The organism is Chengkuizengella sediminis (assembly GCF_010078385.1).
Taxonomy (GTDB): domain Bacteria; phylum Bacillota; class Bacilli; order Paenibacillales; family KCTC-33759; genus Chengkuizengella; species Chengkuizengella sediminis.
On the sequence record NZ_SIJC01000008.1, the window covers coordinates 100,186 to 122,960 of the forward strand.

The window sequence follows — 22,775 nt, forward strand, 5'->3', positions numbered from 1 at the left end:
AAGGCACATATTATGCGTTAAAAGTATATGCTAGTGGAAGAAGGAGGATCTCTATAAACAATAAGGTCACCTTATATACATCAACATGATTATTTAAGAATGAGGAGGAGTTGGGGGAATGGATGTCATAGATAATCCAGCATTAAATAGACCATTACTCATTAGCTCATTTATCAATAAAAAAGAATTATCAAATAGGATAAAAAATAATAGTTTCGTAGATCATAAAGTGACTCCATTAATTAAAAAAATTTCCTTTCATGAAATGGACAAATGGTTTTTTGATCATTCTGGTAATCTTAAACATGAGAGTGGGAAATTTTTTGTAATACAAGGAATGAAAATTAAAGATCAACTTCATAAAAAGTTATTATATCGTCCAATCATAAATCAACCGGAACATGGAATTCTCGGGTTAATCATGAAAGAGAAAGATGGCGTTATGTATTTATTAGTACAGCTTAAAATCGAGCCAGGAAATGTGAATTTCATACAAGTATCCCCTACAGTTCAAGCTACTGAGAGTAATTATACACAGGTCCATCGTGGAAAATCAGTACCTTATCTTGAATACTTTACTAATTCTAATAACTCTAAAGTGATTTTTAAGCAATTACAATCAGAACTAGGAAATAAATTTTACGCAAAGAGAAATTATAATATGATTGTAAAATTAGCAGAAGGTTATCAAATTAAACTAAGACCCGATTTTTATTGGATCACATTAGGTGAGATCATTGATTTATTAAGAAAACCTAATCTTATTAATATGGATCTGAGGTCTATTATTTCATGTTTCAGTTTTTCTAACCATAATTTAGACAACAAAAAGTCCTCTGATAAGTTAGAGGATTATGAAAGAAAGATAAAGTGGAATCTACATGGCAAAATGTTATTGCAATCTGCTCTTAATCATAAGGGTGCTATTTATTCATTAGAACACATTAACGAATGGTTATTAGATCTCAAAAAGAAGAAAAGATATGAAACAGAGATGATAAGTTTAAATGAACTTTTAGATAAAGGTTGTTGGGAGAAAAATAATAAACGTATTTTTAATCATAATTATGATGAATTTGAGGTTAATTATTTGAAAATTCACATAGAAAATAGAGAAGTTAATACTTGGTCACAGCCTATTGTTGCTGATCATCAGGTTAAATTAAACGGATTTATAGTGAAAAAAATAAATGGACTGTATCATTTTTTAGCGCAAGCTTGTGAGCAATATGGTTACCATGATGGAGTTGAACTTGGACCTACTGTCCATAATGTTTCTTCATTTTCTTCAGTTACCTATATGGATTTCTTTCAGAATGCAAAAAATGAAAAAATTCTTTATTCCCAAATGTTATCGGAAGAAGGAGGAAGATTCTATCATTGTCAAAATAAATATATGATCATATTTATTGAAGATGAAATCAAGATAAAAAATGGTTATAAATGGGTAACGCTGTATCAATTAAAAGAAATGTTAAAAAAAGAATGTTTTGTAAATGTAGAAGCAAGAACGATAATTTCATGTGTAGATTTTGGAGTGATGAATGAATGAAGAAAATCATTAAAATTGGTGTTTTAGGTTGTTCAAATATTTCACAAAAAGCACTCTTACCAGCCATTTGTAATCATCCAAATTTTCAGCTGGCTGGGATAGCTTCTAGATCTACTGATAAAGCATTGAAATTTTCTAAATTATTTAAAACATTACCGTATTCATATGATGAGCTAATAAATGATGATGATATAGATGCCATTTACGTATCTTTACCTGTAGGTCTTCATTATCTATGGGGAAAAAAAGTACTTCAATCAGGAAAACATCTTTTAATGGAAAAAACGTTTACAGTTTCATTTAAAGAAGCTGAAGAATTAGTATCGTTAGCTTTACATAATAATATAGTTGCAATGGAAGCCCTGATGTATACCTATCACTCACTGTACCAAAAAGTCAGAGAGAGTATTTTGGACGGTACAATTGGAAAAATAAGATCCATCCAAGCATCTTTCGGTTTTCCATCATTACCACAAGATAATATTAGAAGCCAAAAAACAATTGGAGGAGGAGCAACTTTAGATAATTTAATATATCCACTAAGTTTATGTTTAAATTTAGCAAATGAGAAACTAGAAGATTACAACTATAAAATATATAAAGATGATAATTCAGAGGTTGATACGAGAGGTAGTTTACAATTACATTTCACTTCTTTCTCTGCTCATCTTACCTATGGATTTGGGTATACGTATCGTAATGATTATATCATTTGGGGAAGTGATGGTTATTTAAAAGTGAATAGAGGTTTTTCCAGACCGGTTAATTTAGATGCAGAAATATTAGTTGTGAAACAAAATAATGAAAAAATTATAAAAGTGAAACAAGATAATCACTTTTATAATATGATAGATGCTTTTTACCAAAAAGTGATTGGTCAAGACATTATATATATGAATGAGAAGGAGAATATTCTTCAGAGAATGGAAATTATATCGGAACTATATCAATCCTTAGACGTAAATTCTTGATTGATTAATTCTGAAAAAGAGAATATTCTAGTTATTTATTCAGGAGGTGGGAAATGAAAATCTTAATTACTGGTGCTAAAAGTCAATTAGCAAAAGAAATAATAAAACTTACAGGAAATATTAATTTAAACGTACATGAATTTACAAAAGAAGAAATGAACGTAACAAATTATGATGAAGTGAATCGAATTATAAATAACATTCAACCCAATATAGTCATTCATTGTGCTGCTAATGCTAATGTAGATTTTCTAACAAAGTATCCTGATCAAGCTTATCATTTAAACACTTTAGGTACACGTAACGTAGCTGTCGCATCAGAAAAAGTTAATGCAAAATTTTTATTTTTAAGTACAGCTTACGTATTTGATGGTCTACATCCTAGTTATACAGAATTTGATGAACCCTCTCCAGTGAATATTTATGGAAAAACTAAAGCTGCAGCAGAGAAAATAGTGCAAACTTTGCACAGCCGATACTTTATTCTTCGAACATCTTGGTTATGCGGTGAGAGGTTTATTAAGTGGATGCAAGATGCTACATTAAAGAAAAAGAACATAAACATTGAAACGGATTTATTTGGATCTCCAACTCCAACTAGTGATTTAGCTCAATTTCTAATTAAAATCATGATGACTGATTTGTATGGAATTTATCATGTTACAAGTAGTGGAATTTGTTCAAAGTATGATTATTTTCAACTTGTACTAGAAAGTTTGGGTATAAGTGACTATCATTTAGTTCCTATTAAAGTTAAAGATTCAGCACCGAATAGTTTGAGACCAAAATATTCAACTTTAGAAAATATGGCTTTAAAAGTTCAAGGTTTTGATGAGCTTCGTCCATGGAATGAGGGAGTCTATGAATATATACAAAATCTTTATAAATTTTAGTAATAAACTAGGGACATTAATTGCCTCTAGTTTTATTTGTTTTGATAAAAAAACGATTACTCAATAAACAACTGACCATTTTCTCGAGAAGTATCACATTCAAAATCTAAATTATAATACTGCAAGATGTTTCCATGAAAATCTCAGAGTGTGTAATCCACTATATTTTAAACATTATGTTTTTATACAGATTATGTATTCTCCCTATTAAAATTATTTTCAATATTTTCTAAATAAGAATGTTTTTCAATCTTTCTTAGATAATATTGGATTCGTGACAGGCCACTCAATTCCAATATCGGGGTCATTGAAAATCCTTCCGCAGTTTTAATTTTAGATTCTTTTTTATTCTATGATTTAGAAAAGGATAATGTTCCAACGAAGAATTTAAAGACAATTACATATTAATTTGTACTTTTTCATATGAAATGTGTTCAATATGTTTGTATTTGTATTCAACTGATCGTGTAATGGTAGCTATATTGTTGAAAAAACATTTGACTCTTAATATTTAGGTTTATCAATTCCACTGCCGTCCATACGTTCAGTCTTTAACTTGAATACAATAAAAAATATAGTGCTGGAAATCTATAGAAGTGAGGTTATATAAATGAAAGAGTTAAGAAATTTTTTTGATGTTGTGATTGTAGGTGGTGGACCAGCAGGGTTAAGTGCTGCACTTGTGTTAGGGCGCTCTAAGAGAAAAGTAATGTTAATTGATGACAATAAACCCAGACATAATGTGACTTATGAATCTCATGGTTATTTAACTAGGGATGGTATAAAACCTCATGAATTTAAAAATATTAGTAGGAATGAATTAGCAAAATATAAGCATGTTGAATTAATGAATGAACAAGTTGTTCATGTTGAAAAAAAGGAAAAGCATTTTGAAACAATAACCAAGAATGGAGTTAAACTTTATAGTCGAAAAATACTATTTGCAACGGGTGTAACGGATCATTTACCTCATATAGATGGATTAAAAGAAATCTATGGACGGAGTGCGTTTCCCTGCCCTTATTGTGATGGTTGGGAATTTAGAGATCAGCCACTTGCTGTAATAGGGAATTCAGATCGAATTTTTGAATATACAAGATCGGTACAAAATTGGAGTTCAAATCTTGTTTTATTTACTAATGGCTCTGCAAATCTAAACATGGAACAAAAAAAGAATTTGGTTCAACATCAAATTAAAATCATAGAGAGTAAAATAAAACATTTGAATTCTGAAAATGGAAAGTTGCAAAGTTTTCAATTAGAAGATGGAAAACTCATTTTAAGAACTGCAGCTTTTATTGAAGGAATAAAAGAAACTCAAAGTTGTAAAATTCCAGAAAAGCTAGGTTGCAGAATAGATGAAAATGATACTTATATAACGAAGCAGAATGGGTTATCTGATGTTTCTGGTTTATATATTATTGGAGATGCAAAAAATTTATTTTCTGGATTAATCAAATCAGCAAGTGAAGGATATTGTGCAGGAGTATCCATAAATAGAGAAATCATAAAGGAAAATTGGTAATTAGAGTGAAAAGTGGGCAGGACGCTCTGACTTTTTAAATTAAAGGTTTTTTGAAAAAGTTTGCAATACAATGCAATACAAATGTCTATTTTCTAATTTTATCCTCTCTTTGCCTATACAAGTATAACCTTTTTTGAATAAGATAAATTATCCGAATCGAAAGGAGGTAGTACATTGGCAGGTTTTAAGAAAGGTCCAGATGTAATATGTGATTTTAGAGATGTAGGCGTAACACTAACAAATCTAGACCAAGTTATTCTTGAAGTTAAAGTATGTGTGAGGGATCCAAAGAAAGATGTGAAACTTGATTGGTCAGTATGTGAATTTTTAACAGGAACAGATAGTAACATTTTGGGAATTCCCCCAATAAACCCTACTGCTACTGTTAGATATAATCTTTGCAGAGATGGAGACCCTATCGCATCACAAATAACTTCAGCACTTGAAATACGTTATTTTGATATTTTAGGAGGAATAGGTCAGAGTATGACTTTTAATCAAAATTCTCAACCGAACTTTACATTTTGTGATACTCCACCTAAGCTAGGTGTTGTTTGTTATCAGCTTAAAGCTAGAATTGAACCTACCCCTGACCCAAGCCAACAAACGTCTAGGAGCACTGTAGCAGATCGATCATTGGCTGCGGTTTGTATTGATAGGAAACCAGAAGTAAAATCGACAGAAAAAAAGAAGTGAATTGAACATTGGGTTAGATGCAGATTAACTCCGGAAGGGGTTAATCTGCTTCATAAATAAATATATTCATTAAATGTATTTCAGAGTATCTCCATAGAGATGTAAAAATTTTTTACGTAGTTGATGAAATTCCCGAAAATCCTGATTGTTAGTTCCTCTTTTTCCAATAAAGTGGAGCACCCAAGGCATAGGTTGACGTGGAATGACTACATTTAATCCTTGTTTAATAAATCTTATACATTGAGATGTATCGTAAAAGTGAAATCCTTTGATTCGCTCATCCCATTCAATATCATATTGAGTCACGACGACTAAACCGTCAACTGCATGTACATCAACATATTGTGATTCAAATTCTTGAAAACAAAGATAGTTATAACTTTGTCTATACTCAATTACTTTTCCATAACATTCTTTACCTTCCCACCAAACACCTGAGGGTGGTAATTGCTTTACACCAGCTACTCCAAGCATACCATTTTGTTCATCCTCTGAAAAAACCTTTAAGAAATTAGGGATGAAAGTTTTATTTAAAATGAAACAATCTTGATGGATATACACTTTATATTTCGCTTTACTGTTTTTCATAGCTTTGTTATATTCAACAGTTATATTTTCGCAATTATATAATGGAATATGTTCAATCCGGAATCCTGCCGGAACATACAGATGATTAATATGATTTTTACACTCATTATAATGGTTTTCGTTATTGACACAACAAATAAATGCTATAGTTTGCTCATTCATATTTTCACCCTTATCATAATTTTCATCCTAATTACCATTTATTGCTAATCAAGTTTGAAACTAACTTCTTTTACTTTAATCGTTATAAACAATAATTAATATATATTTCATAATTATAAAAAAAGAATAATTGATCAATCCTTTTTATAAAAATTAAATTCTTTTGTGCTAAAAGATTATTAAACAATGTGTACTTGGTCAAAAAACTAACACTTTGAACAATTTATCAAGATTAAAGGAGTTAGAATTATAATGAAATTTACAAACAGAAAAAGAAAATACTTTAAGCGTGATTCATATCATCCTATAAACGAGAAAATTAATAAAAAGAATATCATTATTTTATTTGTAAAATCTGGAAAAAGCACCCCTTATGATACATTAGAGGCATCAGTCATTAAGTCATTTAAAAAAGAAATACAACATTTCCATACCGTTTCACCAAATCAACATATTCATAAAGTAGCTAGTGAAATCAACCCTCACCTTATTATATTTTTTGACGGTTGGAACGTACCAACAACTAAAGTGATTTTATTAAAAACATTAGGTTTTAAGACAGCTATATGGTTTTTAGATGATCCATATTACACAGATTTCACAAAAACGTTGGCACCAAATTATGATTATGTGTTTACAGTTGAAAAAGAGTGTATAGATTTTTATAAGTCATTAGGTTGCGAAAATGTATATTTTCTTCCTCTAGCTGTAGATCATGATATATTTAATCAAAAAAAAGATTTGGAATCTAAATACAACACGAATATTCTGTTTGTGGGGCACGCACATCCTGATAGACTACAATTTCTTAAGTCAATTGATGATGAATTATTTAAGAGAAATATTCGGATTATAGGACCGAATTGGAATCAACTTAAAAATTCTTCACTTCGTGACTGCATATTAATAAACGATAGAATATCTTATGAGGAAACAGCTAGATACTATAATGGGACAAAAATAGTTATAAATATGCATCGCTCTATTGAGAATCCAGAAATAAATAGTAATACAATTAAAATTCCAGCACTATCTCTGAATCCAAGAACATTTGAAATATCTGCTTGTGGAGCTTTCCAACTAACTGATTATCGTGAAGAGTTAAAAAATATTTATATACCAGGTAAGGATATTGCTACTTATACTTCACCTAGTGATTTGATAAAAAAAATTGATTATTATTTATCTCATCCGGTTAAAAGACAAAGAATGGCAAGAAAAGCTATGCAAATAACATTAAAAAGTGAAACTTTTTTAAATAGAATTAATCAATTGTTACAGAATGTATTCACAAGTATTAATGAAAAAAATAAATAGAGTATTAGATTGTATATATTGGATCTTTTCACAAAATACAATATATACATATAAATTATATTGGAGGAAATGAATAAGATGAAATGGAACTATTATTCACCTACATTTTTAATAGAAAAATATGTATCCTCTAGTATATCGACATATAATGATCATAAGAAATTTTCTTATGATTTAGTAAGAAATATAAAACCAAAATTAGTAGTTGAACTAGGTACTCAATGGGGAGTGTCCCATTTTAGTTTTTGTCAGGCTGTAAAAGATGATAAAATTCCTGCGAAGTGTGTTGCTGTCGACCATTGGAAAGGAGACCCTCATACAGGTAAATATAAAGAAAATATATATCAAAAAGTTAAGAAAATTTCTGATATTGAATTCCCTAAAATATCTACTCTAATGAGGACAACATTTAATGAGGCAGTAAACAGTTTTGAAGATAATACAATTGATATTTTACTTATAGACGGTTATCACACTTTTGAGAGTGTTAAACATGATTATGTAACTTGGTTTCCAAAGTTATCAATAAATAGTATTGTTTTATTCCATGATATTGCTGTAAAAAAAGATGACTTTGGTGTTTATAAATTATGGGAGATGTTGAAGAAACATTATCCTTTCATTGAATTTGATCACTCATTTGGTTTGGGTGTTTTATTTCCCAAAGGATGCGATGATCAGTTTATTATCAATCAGCAAGATGAATTTAAGAAAGTGTATGAAAAATAAAGTTTAAAATGAGAGAGAACTTGAAGAATTGGAAAAACTCTCTTTGACAGTGACTTCCTAACGAATTTTTAATTCCGATAAAAATTCCATTAATGCATCCTTCCAATGTCTCATTTTATCAAAACCATTTAATATTAAAGCACGATCACTTAAAACAGAGTAAGAGGGTCGAGGGGTATCATTTTCAAAGGAATCAGATAATATTTTTTTTAAATTCACTATTATCTTTTTCTTCTTAAATATTAAATCTGCAAACTCATACCATGAACAACTGCCAGCATTTGAAATATGATAAATACCGTATTTGTCTGTATGTATTAATTGACCAATTCGTTCAGATAAATCTACCGTATAGGTTGGGCATCCTATTTGATCAGATATGACGGAGAGCGAGTCCTTTTCTGTTGCTAATGTAAGCATGGTTTTAACAAAATTATGACCATGTTTTCCATATAACCATGAGGTTCTGACAATATAAAACTTGGAGTGTAATTCACGTACAAACTGTTCACCTGCTAGTTTTGATTTTCCATATTGATTTAATGGATTAGTCTGGTCAAATTCTGTATACGGAGAGGATGCACTTCCATCAAATACATAGTCAGTACTTACATAAACAAGTTTTGCTCTTATTTGTTCAGACGCAGTTGCAACATTTCTTGTTCCATAGCTGTTTATTAAAAAGGCTTGATTTGGTTCTTTTTCTGCAAAATTAACGTTTGTATAAGCCGCACAATGAATGACAATATCAGGATGTATTTCTTTCATTTTAATTAATACTCGATCTATGTCAGTGATATCTAGTTCCTTTCTGCCAAAAGCAAACACTTTTTCTCCATTTTTTTTAAGTCTTTGCACCATATCTCTTCCCAATTGTCCGTCTGCTCCTGTTACTAGTACTTTAAGATGTTTCAAGTGATTTCCCCCTATCTACTAAATTCACTTAAAGTTTTTTTCACCACCAATTTCTATTTTTGACGTACCACTTAATTGTATCTGTGATTCCTTTTTCGAAGGGAATGTTTGGCTTCCAATTTAGTTGTTTTGAAATTTTCATCGCATCAATGGCATAACGACGATCGTGCCCCAACCTATCTTGTACAAATGTAATTAATTTTTTCGATTTACCAAGTTTCTCAATAATCGATTCAGCAATTTCAAGGTTGTTTCGCTCGTTATGACTACCAATATTATAGATTTCTCCAGTTTTTCCTTTGTGAATGACAAGATCAATTGCAGCACAGTGATCGGTTACATGAATCCAATCTCTTACATTTGTTCCATCTCCGTATATAGGGAGCTCCTTTTCTTCTAATGCGTTTAAAATTAGTAGTGGAATTAGTTTTTCTGGAAATTGATAGGGACCGTAATTGTTAGAACAACGCGTTATATTTACATTTATGTCATAAGTTTCGTGGTAGGCAAGCACTAGATGATCTGAACTTGCTTTGGTTGCTGAATATGGATTCTTGGGGGATAGAGGAGTAGTTTCTCTGAAGTAACCACTAGCACCTAAATCACCGTATACTTCATCTGTAGAAATTTGAATGAATTTTTGTATATTGTTTTCTAATGCTACTTCTAAAAGAGTTTGAGTTCCCAATACATTCGTTTTCACAAAAATAGATGAATCATGAATGCTTCTGTCTACATGGGTTTCAGCTGCAAAGTTTACTATGGTATCAATTTTATTGTTTTTCACAATATGGGTAATCAAGTCTTTATTTTCGATGTTCCCTTGTATAAAAGTATAATAGGGATGATGTTCAAATGTTGCTACATTAGATAGATTACTAGCATAGGTTAATCTATCTACATTCACTACATGGTAATCGTCATATTTATTGAGTATATAATGTATAAAATGGCTGCCAATGAACCCCGCACCACCAGTAATTAATAAATTCATTATGATTTCTCCCAACAAAAATTATTTTCAGTTTCTTTTAAGAAGGGGTGTTTTTCATCTTTCTTAGATAAAATTGGATTAGTAACAGGCCACTCAATTTCAATGTCGGGGTCATTCCAAGCAATACCTCTGTCATTTTGTGGGGAATATCCTTCATCCACCTTGTATAATAAATTTGTGTTGGTAGTTAATGTACAAAAACCATGTGCAAATCCTTTAGGAATGAACAATTGTCGCTTATTATGTTCACTTAATATGACACCAATCCATTGGGAAAATGTAGGCGAACCTCTTCTAATATCAACAACAACGTCCAGTACAACCCCTGTAGCTACACGTACTAGTTTTGTCTGTGAGCTAGGATTTAGTTGATAATGCAACCCACGAATAACTCCTACTTCTCTTGAAAAGGAATGATTATCTTGGACGAAATTAGATGATAAACCAGCTTTAAGAAAAATATCTTTTTGATAACTTTCCATAAAAAAACCACGATGATCTTCAAATAATTGTGGTTCAATTATGAATACTCCCGGTAGTTTTGTTTTTATGAAATTCACATAATTCCTCCCAGTAGCAGGCTCATTTTTTATATCAAAACAAAAGGTCCCCGATAGGTGATTTTTCAATTGTTAACAATGTCAATCAGATATTCACTATAACTGTTGGTTTTCATAGACTTTGCTAACTTAAGTAATTGCTCTGTAGTTATATAACCTTTTCGATATGCAATTTCTTCAATACATGCTATCTTTAAATTTTGTCTACTTTCAATGGTTCTTACAAAATTCGATGCTTCTTGCAAGGCATCATGGGTCCCAGTATCGATCCATGTAAATCCTCTCCCTAACAGTTCAACGTGTAATTCATTCGAATCTAAATAAACCTTGTTTACATCTGTGATTTCAAGTTCCCCTCTTGAAGAAGGGGAAATATGTTCTACAATATCTATTACTTTATTGTCATAGAAATATAATCCTGTAACTGCGTATTTTGATTTTGGTAGATATGGCTTTTCTTCAATTGAAATAACTTGTTTATGGTTGTCTAACTCTATAACTCCAAACCGTTTAGGATCTTTTACAGGATAACCTAATATCGTTGCTCCCGAATTTTGAGTTGTTAATCGTTCAAGTAAATTTATGAATTGATGACCAAAAAAAACATTATCCCCAAGTATTAAGGACACATGATCTTCACCGATAAAATTTTTACCGATCTTAAATGCTTCAGCTATTCCTTTTGGTTCGGTTTGTACTTCATAGGATAAGTCTAATCCTAAATCTTTTCCATCTTTCAGTAGTTGTTTAAACCTGGGTGTATCATGAGGAGTAGAGATGATCAATATTTCTCTAATGTCTGCTAACATCAATACAGATAATGGATAATAAATCATAGGTTTATCATAAATAGGAAGTAATTGTTTTGAGAGAACTTTTGTTAACGGATATAGTCTAGTACCACTCCCACCAGCTAAAATAATCCCCTTCATTTGAAATCCTCCTATGCTGATCTATCTTTAATCTTACAACTTAACCAATGGTTCACTTTATAGAAATTATAATTCAAAGATTATTTTCAATGATTTTTCTATATTGAATAATTTATGTTTTAAAAAAGGAATGTGTTCCTTTATTCAATCTTCAAGATCCACTATTTTCCTAACCTTAATCATATATTGATAAGTGATGATATCATTATATAATTCACTGGTATTTAAACCGTACTTTTGCCCCAATTCTACTAATTCACCTATAAACTCTTTGCCGTTATCTGAAACTTCTTTTTTAATGGGTAGGATAATGGGTAGGATATTCTCAATTATCATTTCTAGAGGGAATAGGGTAGGTATGGTTAACTTTGTAAAAAATCTTAAATGTTCCTTATTAAGGGTACCAAAATTTTTATATGAAAAACTTCCATGTAACAGTTCTGTCAGCACTTCAAGATTATTTACATTAGGAATTAAAATTATCAAGTAGCCATCTTTATGTAGCAAACCAGATAATTGTTTCACTACAGTCCAAGGGTCTTTCAGTTTTTGTAAAATATCGTTACAAATTATACAATCAAATAATCCTAGTTTATTTTTTGATATCTCCATTGTTTCAATGTCACCATGAAAGGCTTGATTCAAATGCTTTTGTGCAAAAGAAAATACATGTTCTTTCTTTTCTATGCCTACTACTTTACACTCGATTTGATTAGTTAGTTCCATCGCCAAAGCACCCATTCCACAATTAATGTCTAAAACACGTGAAATAGGTCTAGGAATTATTGATATCAGGTCTAATGGAGGATGTAAATATCGATGAACATCAAATCCCCACTTTTTATCAAAAATCGCTTTATTTTTTATCATTAAATTAGGATAATTAATTTTTGATGACTTAAACGTAATCCTACCAAAATGATGAATAAAGGAATCTTGCACTATCCTTATTTCATAACCTTTGTTCAAAGCTCGTAAGCATAAATCATCATCCTCGAAATTACCTATACCAAATGATTCATCAAATAGTCCGATTTCATTTAATACTTCTTTTTTACAGGCAAGAGCAAACCCTACAAGTCTTAATACTCTTTTACTACTTTGACTATGTTTAGAACAATACTGTTTAGAGAAATCAGTAAGGCCTTCTAATGTTTCTTGATTATAGTCTACTTGAATTTTCTGTAAGCCATTTACATTATCATTATTTGTTACAGGGCCTGTGATAGCCATTTTCTTACTTGAAAATAAGGTGCTGATTAAGGGTTCCAGCCAACCTTCTGTAACAACAACATCGTTATTTAAAAATACAATAACATCTCCACTAGCTATCTTAACTGCTTGATTGTTCCCTTTAGCAAACCCGACATTTTCTTTATTTAAAATGACAAGAAGATCAGATTGTTTATTTAAATAGTCTACAGTACCATCTTGTGAGGAATTATCTACGACGATGAGTTCATAATCTGAATAAGTATATTTCCTTATACTTTCAATGCACTTTTTTGTGTATGTTAGTTGGTTGTGACTTAAAACAATAATACTTGTATTCATGTTTTAAAAATAGCTCCTTCAAATGTAGATATCGTTTAAAATTAGAAAAGTTACTTTATATTTTATGATTTATCTAAGATTGTGTTCCTAATTAAGTTACATGGAACCTCTGGAAGAGTGGAACATAACTGAATCATTTTTCATTTATTAATAAGATATCTAAAGAATGGAATTGTATTTAGTTAATGAACATGAATGAATCCGAATAGAGGTGTTAAGATGAATAAAGAACAATCTGATAGATTGAGTAAAGAAACTAAGTTAAAAGAAATAGAGTTAGAGATTGAGCAAAAAAATGATGAAATTGAGGATTTAAGGAAAGAAATAGGGCGAAAGAATGAACAGCTCTTTAAAGCAATCACCAACATAAATAAAAAAAATCAAATTATCAATGAATTAAATAGGACTAATGTTTCTAGTCAGATGAATAATGATATACTCCTTAATGATTATCAGAATAACAAATTACAAAGAAAATTTTTCAAGGATATTCTTTTTATTAATGGATGTACATTAGATCATCCTTTTAGGTACAGAGTACTTCATCAGATTGAACAGTTACATTTTAATGGTTACTCATGTGATTGTGTCTTTTATGAAGATTTAGATTTGCAAATGGTAAAGTATTATAGAGGATTTATATTTTATAGATGTCCACATACGAAAAACGTTGAAGAATTTATAATAAAGTGTAAGTACTATAACAAAGTAACGTTTTTTGATATAGATGACTTAGTCATAGACTTTAAATATGTGAATCAAATTAAGTATATTCATACCATGAATGAGAAGGATTATGATTTGTATATGGACGGGGTCAATCGAATGCAACAAACGATGAAGTTATGTGATCATGCTATTACTACCACGGAAACATTAAAAGAAGAGCTTTGCGAATATGTGAATGGTGAAATATTTATTAATCGAAATGTGTCTTCTGATTACATGGCATATTTAGCGTTAGAAGCACTTAAAACAAAAGTACCTGATAATAACAAAATAATAATCGGTTATTTTAGTGGGAGTATTACACATAATGACGACTTTCAAATGATACTTCCTATAATAAAGCGAGTGCTGTCAGAGTATAAAAATTTGTATATAAAAATTGTTGGAATATTAGATGTTCCAGATGAATTAGAAAATTATAAAGAACAAATTATCATAGAAGAATTTCATCATTGGCAAGAGCTGCCTAAAATTATTTCTGCAGTAGACATAAATATATGTCCACTAGAAAATACGATCTTTAATAGGGCTAAATCTGAGAATAAATGGGTAGAAGCTGCTTTTGTCAAAACACCAACAATAGCAAGTAATGTAGGGGCCTTTAATACTTGTATTCAACATGGTGTCGACGGACTATTATGTAATGATAACGACGATTGGTATTTAAACTTGAAATTGTTAATTGATGATGACAGAAAAAGAAATAGTATAGCTGAAAATGCATGTCACAGGGTTAGAAAAAATAATGTAACTTCATATACAGGATTGTCATTATTAAAATTTATTGAATCAAATTTAAATCCCAATATTTTATTTGTTTTACCCTCAACTAATATTAGTGGGGGAGTAAATGTAACGATTAAACATTGTAGTATATTACGAGATCATGGTTATGATGTAACAATCATCAATAATGATAAAAGTGATGAAAATATAAAAAATAAAGATGGTGAAGTTAATGTGGTGTCTTCTTTAAATACTACTTTTCAGGCATTCTTTCACAAGTTAGTTGCGACATTATGGAATACATTAGATTTTGTTAACATTTATCCAAAAGTAAAGAAAAAGTATTATTTGGTACAAAATTTTGAAACCGATTTTTATGCACACGGCCAATCAACGAAGATATATGCAAACAGAACTTATAATTCTTTCAACAACTTGAAATATCTAACGATATCCAAGTGGTGCTCTAGTTGGTTATATGAAAAATACAAGAAACAATCAAAATATGTTCCAAACGGAATTGATCTTGCTATCTTTAAGTATAAAAAAAGAAATTTTAAAGAGAAAAAAATAAAAATTTTAATAGAAGGTAACTCCGAAGACAATGGTAAAAATGTAGATGAGAGTTTTAAGATTAGTAATCAATTAGATAGAGATAAATATGAAATATGGTATTTATCATATAAAGGAAAACCAAAAGATTGGTATATGGTTGATAAATTGTTTCATCAGATTCCTAATGATGAGGTCTATAAAATATATCAAGAATGTCATTTATTGATTAAATCAAGTATATTAGAGAGTTTTTCATATCCACCTCTTGAGATGATGGCAACTGGTGGTATTGTACTTGTTGCTCCTAATGAGGGCAACAAAGAATATCTAAAAGATCGAGAAAATTGTCTTATGTATAACCAAGGTGATATTAACATGGCTATCAGTTTAATTGAAGAGGTTATTTCTGATGAGTCTTTAAGGGGAAAATTGATTTGTTCTGGTCTAGAAACATCAAAAGGAAGAGAGTGGAATTGTATGAAAGATCGTATTGTTGAATTGTATGATTAAAATTGATCAATAAGTTAAAATGTTCTTCTATTGTAGTATTTGTGCCTATAGGAGTATGTTTCAAAACAAATGTCTGTTAAAGTTCCATAGAGGGGGATAGACATCCCTTTTTTCTATAACATCGGCATGTGTCAGCATGCCGATGTGTATGGTTCGAACTTTTCTGTATATAAATCAAATCCCTATCTGTTTTAAGGTGGGGATCATTTGACGTTTACGTTTTCTCCAATATACACTATGAGGATCAATTCTAATAAGTGGCTCATTTATTTTGTTTTGTTGACGAAAATCATGCACCGCTGGTTTACATGTTGGTAATTCGTAATCATCAATAATTATAAATCCATCTGGAGAAACCTTATGATAAAGATTTGTTAAGCTATCCATGGTAGATTCATATAAGTCACCATCCAGTCTAGCGATAGCAATTTTACCAAAGGGTGCCGATGGTAAGGTATCTTTAAACCAACCTTTTAGAAATTTCACTTGATCATCAAGTAAATCATATTTTCTAAAATTTTGTTGAACTTGTTCTAAAGAAACACTTAAGTAATCACTGGTCCATAGTATATCACCTGCATCATGTGGATATTTCTCTTCATTAGGTACAGGTAATCCTTTAAATGAATCAGCGACCCAAACATTACGGTTTTGTATACTGTAAGCTTTTAAAAATCCACGCATGAAAATGCAACTTCCCCCCCTCCAGACACCTGTTTCAATGAAATCTCCTTTAATGTTATCTTTTATAACACTTTCCATTGCGTCGTGTAATTGATCCATTCGGGGGCGTCCAATCATGCTATGTGCAATGGTAGGCCAATTGTGAGAATTTAAGAATTCATTTAATTCTGAAGGTATGGGACGGCCTGTAGGTGAATATATTTCTTTTTTTGACCAAATCTCAAACAATATTGTCTTTTTTAGTAACTCAAGATATAAATTTATTTCACGCTTTGCTTTCATTAATATTCTCCCCTTTAGCATTCGAACATCAGTTCGATAATTTCACTCATGCTTAAACATGTATACTTCTTATATTATTATTTTTCGTTATAAATTGTGACAAATGAAAGAAGATGAGCATTTGCACTCATGAAATCTGAAAATGTTAAAAAGTCTCACTGGAATCGAACAAGATGAATTTGGAGAGAAATTCTTAAGTTATAATTAACACTTTTTAGATATTAAATCTCCTTAATATGATTTTCCTTGGGAAAATAAAGATATATATGGATATTCGCCTCATTTGGAACTCTATTCCATCATTTTTCATATATATAACAACATACATTTGAGAATGAAATTGTATCTTAAGGATATGATTTTATTGTTTTGTCAAAAGTGAAATCATGGTTTAGAGGCAGGGGAAGATAATATGACTATGGCAACAATAAGTCTTTGTATGATAGTGAGAGATGAAGAGGAAGTACTTGATCGATGTTTAGCATCAATTGCTGACTTAGTAGATGAAATCATAATTGTAGATACAGGTTCAACCGATCAAACGAAAGAGATTGCTAAGAAGTATACCGACAAGATTTTTGATTTTGAGTGGATAGATGATTTTTCAGCAGCGAGAAATTTCTCTTTTTCAAAAGCAACAAGTGAATTTATTATGTGGCTCGACGCAGATGATATTGTACCTGAAGAAAGTCGCAAACAAATTTTAAAACTGAAAGGCAAACTTATTCCACATAACATGGAGTGTGTCATGATGGAATATGAATACTCCTATGATGAGGAGGGGAACCCCACATTTGCTCATCGTCGCGAACGTATTGTAAAAAAAGAGTGCAATTTTCAATGGGTTGGATTAGTTCATGAAATACTTGAAGTTACAGGGGTTGTTTTCGTAACGAATATTGTTATAAAACATTTAAAAACCAAACCAAATACAGATCGAAACATAAAAATTTATGAAAAAGCGATTGAAGAGGGCAAGGACTTAACTGCAAGAGACGTGTTGCATTATGCGAATGAATGTTTTGATCATAAAAAACATAGAGAAGCGATAGAATGGTACCAGAAATTTTTGAAAGAAGATTCTGAGAACGTTGATGAGCGAATTTATGCATATTTAAAACTTGTTGATTGTTATATTCATTTTCAACAATATGATCAAGCGTTGAAGTATGGTTTGTACACGTTTCAATTGGATACGCCTAGGGCGGAGATTTGTTGTAGATTAGGTTACATTTACGAATTTAAAAAAGAAATAGAAAAAGCAATTAGCTGGTACAAAATAGCTACTGTCATTGATATTCCAGGGCAGAGTGTGTATGTGCAACAACCATGTTATACATGGCTTCCACATATACAAATCTGTGCCTGTTACATGTCTTTGGGTAATCTTGAAAAAGCAAAAAAACATAATGACATGGCAGCAAAGTATATTCCTAATAGTTCTTACGTAACTAATAATGAAAAGATTTTAGAAGAAATGAAATCAAAAAACAATGCAGCCACATAGTGAGTGAGATGTGTGAAAAATATGATTATAAATCATTTGATTTCGTTTTGGTTTGATGATGGGTAACCTATAAGGGTTACCCTATTTGAACGTTGGGGAATACTAAATTTGTTCATTTCTTGTAATTTGACAGGTGGATATGGCAAAATTAAGCTGTAGAATTCCACTATTATCAGTGACATCAGTTATATAACAATCCCATCTCTTGGGCATATTGTGTAACAAGTGAGATTGAGTACATTAAACAAAAGGAATATGAAAATATATGAGAAATGAAAAAATTAAACACCTATGCATTTCTGGTTTAGACGGAACTTTATTAAATAATAAAACACAACTATCTGAGCCTTCTTGTCACCAATTGAATATACTCATACGTAATGGTTTGCTCTTTACAGTTGCGAGTGCAAGAAGTATTTTTTCCATTCGACAAACTTTAAAGGGTTTATCTCTTACATTACCGGTAATAGAGTTTGGTGGAGCTTTGATAACAGATATGGATACGGGACATCACCATGTAATAAACAACATTGAACCAAATTTAACGAATGAGTTATATCATTTATTTTCTGAAAGCGGATTTACACCTCTAATTACCAGTTTTAATGGAAAAGAAGATTGTCTATATTATGAAACCATCTCAAATGAAGGGGTAAATTGGTATATAATAAATAGACAACAAATGAAGGATACCCGCTTAAAGAAAGTTGAATTAAAGAGTATAATGAAGGATCAAATTGTATGTTTTACAATTATTGAACATTATGAAATATTAAGAGAACTTAGAAATAAGATCCTTGATATGTATTCCAATCATGTAGAAGTATACTTAAAAGAAAATCCCTTTACAAAAGGATGGTTTTGGTTAACCGTTCATGATAAAAAAGCAACAAAAGAACACGCAATCCACTACTTATTAAAAGAATATGGAGTTAACAAAGAACAACTAACTGTTTTTGGCAGTAAAACGAGTGATCTAAACATGTTCAAAATTGCAAAAAATCGGATCGCAGTTTCTAATGCAAAACCAGAACTAAAAGAGGCTGCTACAAAGGTCATAGGAAGCAATAATGAAGATAGCGTGGTGAATTACATCTTAAATAGTGTATAAGCCTCGGGCGATTAATCTAAAAACGTATAAATAAATATATCATAATTTTACTTGGAGGTTTGTATGAATCGAATTGCAATTATATCTGATATTCATGGCAATATTCCTGCTCTTGATGCAGTAATGAATGACATAACAAAAAGAGATATACATAAAATCTATTGTTTAGGAGATATGGTAGGAAAAGGACCTCATTCAGAAATAGCGGTTGATCGAGTTAGAGAACATTGTGATGTGGTCATTAAAGGAAATTGGGATGATTCTATAACTTTGAAACATGAGCATGAAACAATGTTATGGCATCAGAAACGATTAGGAGTACATAGGTTAGATTATTTAAGGAGTTTACCTTTTTCAATTCATTTTTGGATGAGTGGGAAGTTAGTTCGATTATTTCATGCATCTGCAGAAAGTGTGTATAAAAGGGTTCAACCTTGGGATTCAATGGAAGAAAGGCTTGCTATGTTTAATAATACGGAAAGTACGGGTTTTCCTGAAATAGAACCTGATATGGTAGGATACGGAGACATTCATAATGCTTACATTCAAAACTATAGAGGCAAAACATTGTTTAATGTAGGAAGTGTCGGTAATCCTTTAGATCTTAAACTAGCATCATATGCAATTATTGAAGGAGAATTAGATAGTGGAGACCAGGGTTCGGTTTCAACCCAAATTGTAAGAGTTCCTTATGATATTGAACTTTCAATAAAACAAGCTGTTGATGAAAACATGCCTGAACTTGAAGCTTATATTAAAGAATTAAGAACTGGTAAGTATAGAGGGTTAAAGGATTAGTAAGAACTTTTATTAAAAGGGGAGATAACTTTGAAGAAACTAACTGAACATTGGAATGGGATATACAAAAAAACGGAAGATGAAAATTTAGGGTGGTATGAGGAAGGTTTTTCACAAACATTAAAGATATTAAATCTAATCCCAACATGGAAAGAATCTAAAATGTTTGTTTCAGGTGTTGGAACATCGGGTTTAGTGGATGAACTTTTACAATCTAAGGCAGATTTAGTATTAAATGATTTAAGTTCAGAAGCAATTGAGAAATTAAAACTCAAATATATGGATATGGGTAACCGTATTGAATGGCTGTGTCAGGACATTTCTGAACCACTGCCAACAGATTTGAAAGAGATAGATATTTGGATCGATAGAGCAGTGCTGCACTTTTTAACGGATGATGTTTCTATTGGGCAGTATTTCAAAAATGTAACCACTAGTCTGAACGTTGGAGGTTATGCAATTTTTGCTGAGTTCTCAAAAAAGGGTGCAACTAAATGTGCGGGTCTTGATGTTAGAAGATATGATATTCAAGATTTAAAAGAATATCTTCCTTCTTTTGAATGTATTGCAGAAGAAGAATATACATTTATCAATCCTAAGGGGGACACACGTCCTTACATATATGCTTTATTTAGTAAAATTAAATAAGGAGATTCAATAATTTATATTCAACTTTAAAACAAACGTTAGAATAGGAGCAGATGATATATCATCTGAGTGATTTACTTATGATTTTTTTTGATATAGACGAAACGATTTTAGATTTTAAGGGAGCGGAATATCAAGCAGTAAAAGAATTTTATAACAAATTTACTGATATTTTTAAAATTACAGAAGATGAATTTTATGATCAATGGTGTACAATTGGTAAAAATCATTTTACTAGATTTTTAAAAGGTGAATTGACATTCGAGGAACAAAAAATAGAAAGAATCAAAGATATTTTTCATTTAGTTGAATCAACACTTGATGATTTAAAAGCTGAACAATATTTTCAAATCTACTTAACTTACTTTGAAGAAAGTTGGAAAGTTTTTGATGATGTTTTTCCATGTTTAGATCAATTAAAAGATTATCGATTAGGGATTATAACCAATGGAGATGCACAGCAGCAAATTCAAAAACTTAAAAAAATTGGAGTTTATGATTACTTTGAAATCATAATATCTGCTGGGGATTTAGGAATAGCAAAACCTAACACAGAAATTTTTAAAATAGCTTGTAACAAAGCCAATACTAGACCCTCAGAGTGTTTTTATGTTGGAGATGATTTAAATACGGACATACTGGCTTGTGAAAAAGTGAAAATGAGAGGAATTTGGCTAAATCGAAAAAATCAGAAAGTTGAAACTCAAGTATCTTGGATAAACAACTTGTATGAATTAAAAGATAAAATAAAAGAATTAGAACTTGAAAGAATACATGAAGAGGTTTATAAAAAAATGGAAATGGAGGAATAATATGCAAACAATTGAAACAAAACGTGGTTTTGGATTCATGTACATCATAATTCTTATATTTCTAATGTTTCCAATTAATGTGTTGGCTTATTATAAGATAGAAGTATTACCAATGATATTCAATGGTTCATTTCCTATTTTGATTAGTCTATCAAAATTATGGAGTTTTATCGTATTAATTGATTTTATTTTAATGCCTATTATTATAATGCTTTCCTTTGTTATTATAGTTTTATTTTTTAAACGAAGTAAGTATGTACCAAAATTAATAACTTTGACACTTATCGGATATTTAATATTACTATTAATAGATTTGGCAGCTAATAACTTTCTGTCTAATTATGCAAATGGAGAATATTTGAGTGCAGTAAACGATAGAATTCTAAAAAGTATTTTTAGAACTTTTTTATACATATTAGTTACTATTCCGTATCTGTTTATTTCTAAAAAAACAAAAGAAATATTTATACGATAAATGATCAGAATAAAAGGGGGATCAATATGAAAATAAACAAAAAGAATGCTGAACATTATATTTGGGAATCGAGATCCTCCCTAACACTCCTCATCAAATGATGAACAATTCCTCTAGTAATGTTGAATTCTTGGTTTACCAACAAGTAAAGGTGATAGAGTTGCGGTTGATATAGCTAAGTGAACAAACGCTAATTAGAATCGGGATTATTTATAGAAAACTGCTTAAATGATATTCAAAGAGCAAATTTATTATCAATGTTGGTTATATCATGGAAATAAATTCATTTTTACTTAGGAGTTAAAAATTATGGGAAAACAGAATATAGTAATTTGTAATCTTGATAAAGGTGATGGCCCTTATTTATATGAGCTTGACAAATTGGTATGGAATGAAGAAAATTCACCAATGGTTTTTAATTTGGATAGCTTAGAAGAATTTGAAAATATCATCCATTCAGATAAATATTTTGGATTCTTGGTTGTTGAGAAAGATTGTATAAATTGATTCCATAAAAACCTGTATGTAAGAATCCCTGTAAAAATTATAA

Annotated in this window: 22 protein-coding genes; 15 read left to right on the top strand and 7 right to left on the bottom strand. The window is 30.5% G+C overall.

Going from position 1 to position 22,775, the window contains the following annotated elements; translation table 11 throughout:
* The first annotated feature begins 118 nt into the window (after positions 1–118).
* From EPK97_RS15830 to EPK97_RS15850, 5 genes are all read left to right on the top strand, one after another.
* Positions 119–1,552 carry an NDP-hexose 2,3-dehydratase family protein gene (locus EPK97_RS15830; RefSeq protein WP_162037595.1) on the top strand — a complete coding sequence of 478 codons (1,434 nt, stop codon included), beginning with the start codon at positions 119–121 and terminating at the stop codon, positions 1,550–1,552.
* Complete coding sequence (locus EPK97_RS15835) at positions 1,549–2,523, top strand: Gfo/Idh/MocA family protein (protein ID WP_162037596.1); 975 nt, start codon at positions 1,549–1,551, stop codon at positions 2,521–2,523. The genes EPK97_RS15830 and EPK97_RS15835 overlap by 4 nt, the downstream gene beginning before the upstream one ends.
* Before the next feature lie 53 nt (positions 2,524–2,576).
* Positions 2,577–3,416, top strand: coding sequence for an SDR family oxidoreductase (locus tag EPK97_RS15840; protein ID WP_162037597.1), 840 nt, complete (start codon positions 2,577–2,579; stop codon positions 3,414–3,416).
* A 610-nt stretch (positions 3,417–4,026) separates the two neighbouring features.
* Positions 4,027–4,941 (top strand): NAD(P)/FAD-dependent oxidoreductase, encoded by a 915-nt coding sequence (locus EPK97_RS15845; protein WP_162037598.1) that lies wholly within the window; start codon positions 4,027–4,029, stop codon positions 4,939–4,941.
* Positions 4,942–5,115: 174 nt separating this feature from the next.
* The gene (locus EPK97_RS15850) at positions 5,116–5,637 is read left to right on the top strand and encodes a hypothetical protein (protein WP_162037599.1); all 522 of its coding nucleotides are present in this window, start codon (positions 5,116–5,118) and stop codon (positions 5,635–5,637) included.
* A 69-nt stretch (positions 5,638–5,706) separates the two neighbouring features.
* Here the strand turns inward: EPK97_RS15850 and EPK97_RS15855 are convergent, their stop codons facing one another.
* Positions 5,707–6,387, bottom strand: coding sequence for a glycosyltransferase family protein (locus EPK97_RS15855; RefSeq protein ID WP_162037600.1), 681 nt, complete (start codon positions 6,385–6,387; stop codon positions 5,707–5,709).
* 252 nt (positions 6,388–6,639) lie between these two features.
* On the opposite strand from EPK97_RS15855, the gene EPK97_RS15860 reads away from it, so the two are divergent.
* Positions 6,640–7,704 carry a CgeB family protein gene (locus EPK97_RS15860; RefSeq protein WP_162037601.1) on the top strand — a complete coding sequence of 355 codons (1,065 nt, stop codon included), beginning with the start codon at positions 6,640–6,642 and terminating at the stop codon, positions 7,702–7,704.
* A gap of 78 nt (positions 7,705–7,782) precedes the next feature.
* A complete protein-coding gene (locus tag EPK97_RS15865) occupies positions 7,783–8,433 on the top strand; it encodes a class I SAM-dependent methyltransferase (RefSeq protein WP_162037675.1) in 651 nt (216 codons plus the stop codon).
* A gap of 57 nt (positions 8,434–8,490) precedes the next feature.
* Here EPK97_RS15865 and rfbD read toward each other — a convergent pair whose 3' ends face one another.
* The 5 genes from rfbD to EPK97_RS15890 all read right to left on the bottom strand — a co-directional run bounded on the left by rfbD (position 8,491) and on the right by EPK97_RS15890 (position 13,388).
* Complete coding sequence (rfbD, locus tag EPK97_RS15870; RefSeq protein ID WP_162037602.1) at positions 8,491–9,348, bottom strand: dTDP-4-dehydrorhamnose reductase; 858 nt, start codon at positions 9,346–9,348, stop codon at positions 8,491–8,493.
* Between the two features lie 40 nt (positions 9,349–9,388).
* Positions 9,389–10,342: a dTDP-glucose 4,6-dehydratase gene (gene rfbB, locus EPK97_RS15875; protein ID WP_162037603.1), complete on the bottom strand. Its 954-nt coding sequence runs from the start codon at positions 10,340–10,342 to the stop codon at positions 9,389–9,391.
* A complete protein-coding gene (gene rfbC / locus EPK97_RS15880; RefSeq protein ID WP_162037604.1) occupies positions 10,342–10,902 on the bottom strand; it encodes a dTDP-4-dehydrorhamnose 3,5-epimerase in 561 nt (186 codons plus the stop codon). Before rfbC ends, rfbB begins: the two co-directional genes overlap by 1 nt.
* 65 nt (positions 10,903–10,967) lie before the next feature.
* Positions 10,968–11,834 (bottom strand): glucose-1-phosphate thymidylyltransferase RfbA, encoded by an 867-nt coding sequence (gene rfbA, locus EPK97_RS15885; RefSeq protein WP_162037605.1) that lies wholly within the window; start codon positions 11,832–11,834, stop codon positions 10,968–10,970.
* A 144-nt stretch (positions 11,835–11,978) separates the two neighbouring features.
* Positions 11,979–13,388, bottom strand: coding sequence for a glycosyltransferase (locus EPK97_RS15890; protein ID WP_162037606.1), 1,410 nt, complete (start codon positions 13,386–13,388; stop codon positions 11,979–11,981).
* A gap of 219 nt (positions 13,389–13,607) precedes the next feature.
* Between EPK97_RS15890 and EPK97_RS15895 the strand changes: the two genes are divergently transcribed.
* On the top strand, positions 13,608–15,908 hold the full coding sequence (locus tag EPK97_RS15895; protein WP_162037607.1) for a glycosyltransferase: 2,301 nt from the start codon (positions 13,608–13,610) through the stop codon (positions 15,906–15,908).
* A 174-nt stretch (positions 15,909–16,082) separates the two neighbouring features.
* On the opposite strand, the gene EPK97_RS15900 is transcribed toward EPK97_RS15895, so the two are convergent.
* Positions 16,083–16,874: a TylF/MycF family methyltransferase gene (locus EPK97_RS15900; protein WP_162037608.1), complete on the bottom strand. Its 792-nt coding sequence runs from the start codon at positions 16,872–16,874 to the stop codon at positions 16,083–16,085.
* Between the two features lie 412 nt (positions 16,875–17,286).
* Between EPK97_RS15900 and EPK97_RS15905 the strand changes: the two genes are divergently transcribed.
* The 7 genes from EPK97_RS15905 to EPK97_RS15935 all read left to right on the top strand — a co-directional run bounded on the left by EPK97_RS15905 (position 17,287) and on the right by EPK97_RS15935 (position 22,732).
* Positions 17,287–18,381, top strand: coding sequence for a tetratricopeptide repeat-containing glycosyltransferase family 2 protein (locus EPK97_RS15905; protein ID WP_240903849.1), 1,095 nt, complete (start codon positions 17,287–17,289; stop codon positions 18,379–18,381).
* 265 nt (positions 18,382–18,646) lie between these two features.
* Positions 18,647–19,492: an HAD-IIB family hydrolase gene (locus EPK97_RS15910; RefSeq protein ID WP_162037609.1), complete on the top strand. Its 846-nt coding sequence runs from the start codon at positions 18,647–18,649 to the stop codon at positions 19,490–19,492.
* 63 nt (positions 19,493–19,555) lie between these two features.
* Positions 19,556–20,290, top strand: a complete 735-nt coding sequence (locus EPK97_RS15915; protein ID WP_162037610.1) for a metallophosphoesterase family protein — start codon at positions 19,556–19,558, stop codon at positions 20,288–20,290.
* A gap of 30 nt (positions 20,291–20,320) precedes the next feature.
* Positions 20,321–20,938, top strand: coding sequence for a class I SAM-dependent methyltransferase (locus tag EPK97_RS15920; RefSeq protein WP_162037611.1), 618 nt, complete (start codon positions 20,321–20,323; stop codon positions 20,936–20,938).
* 80 nt (positions 20,939–21,018) lie between these two features.
* Positions 21,019–21,750: an HAD family hydrolase gene (locus EPK97_RS15925; RefSeq protein ID WP_162037612.1), complete on the top strand. Its 732-nt coding sequence runs from the start codon at positions 21,019–21,021 to the stop codon at positions 21,748–21,750.
* Position 21,751: 1 nt separating this feature from the next.
* The gene (locus tag EPK97_RS15930; RefSeq protein ID WP_162037613.1) at positions 21,752–22,225 is read left to right on the top strand and encodes a DUF2569 family protein; all 474 of its coding nucleotides are present in this window, start codon (positions 21,752–21,754) and stop codon (positions 22,223–22,225) included.
* A 309-nt stretch (positions 22,226–22,534) separates the two neighbouring features.
* Entirely contained in the window at positions 22,535–22,732 is a 198-nt protein-coding gene (locus tag EPK97_RS15935; RefSeq protein ID WP_162037614.1) for a hypothetical protein, read from the top strand.
* Positions 22,733–22,775 lie beyond the last annotated feature (43 nt).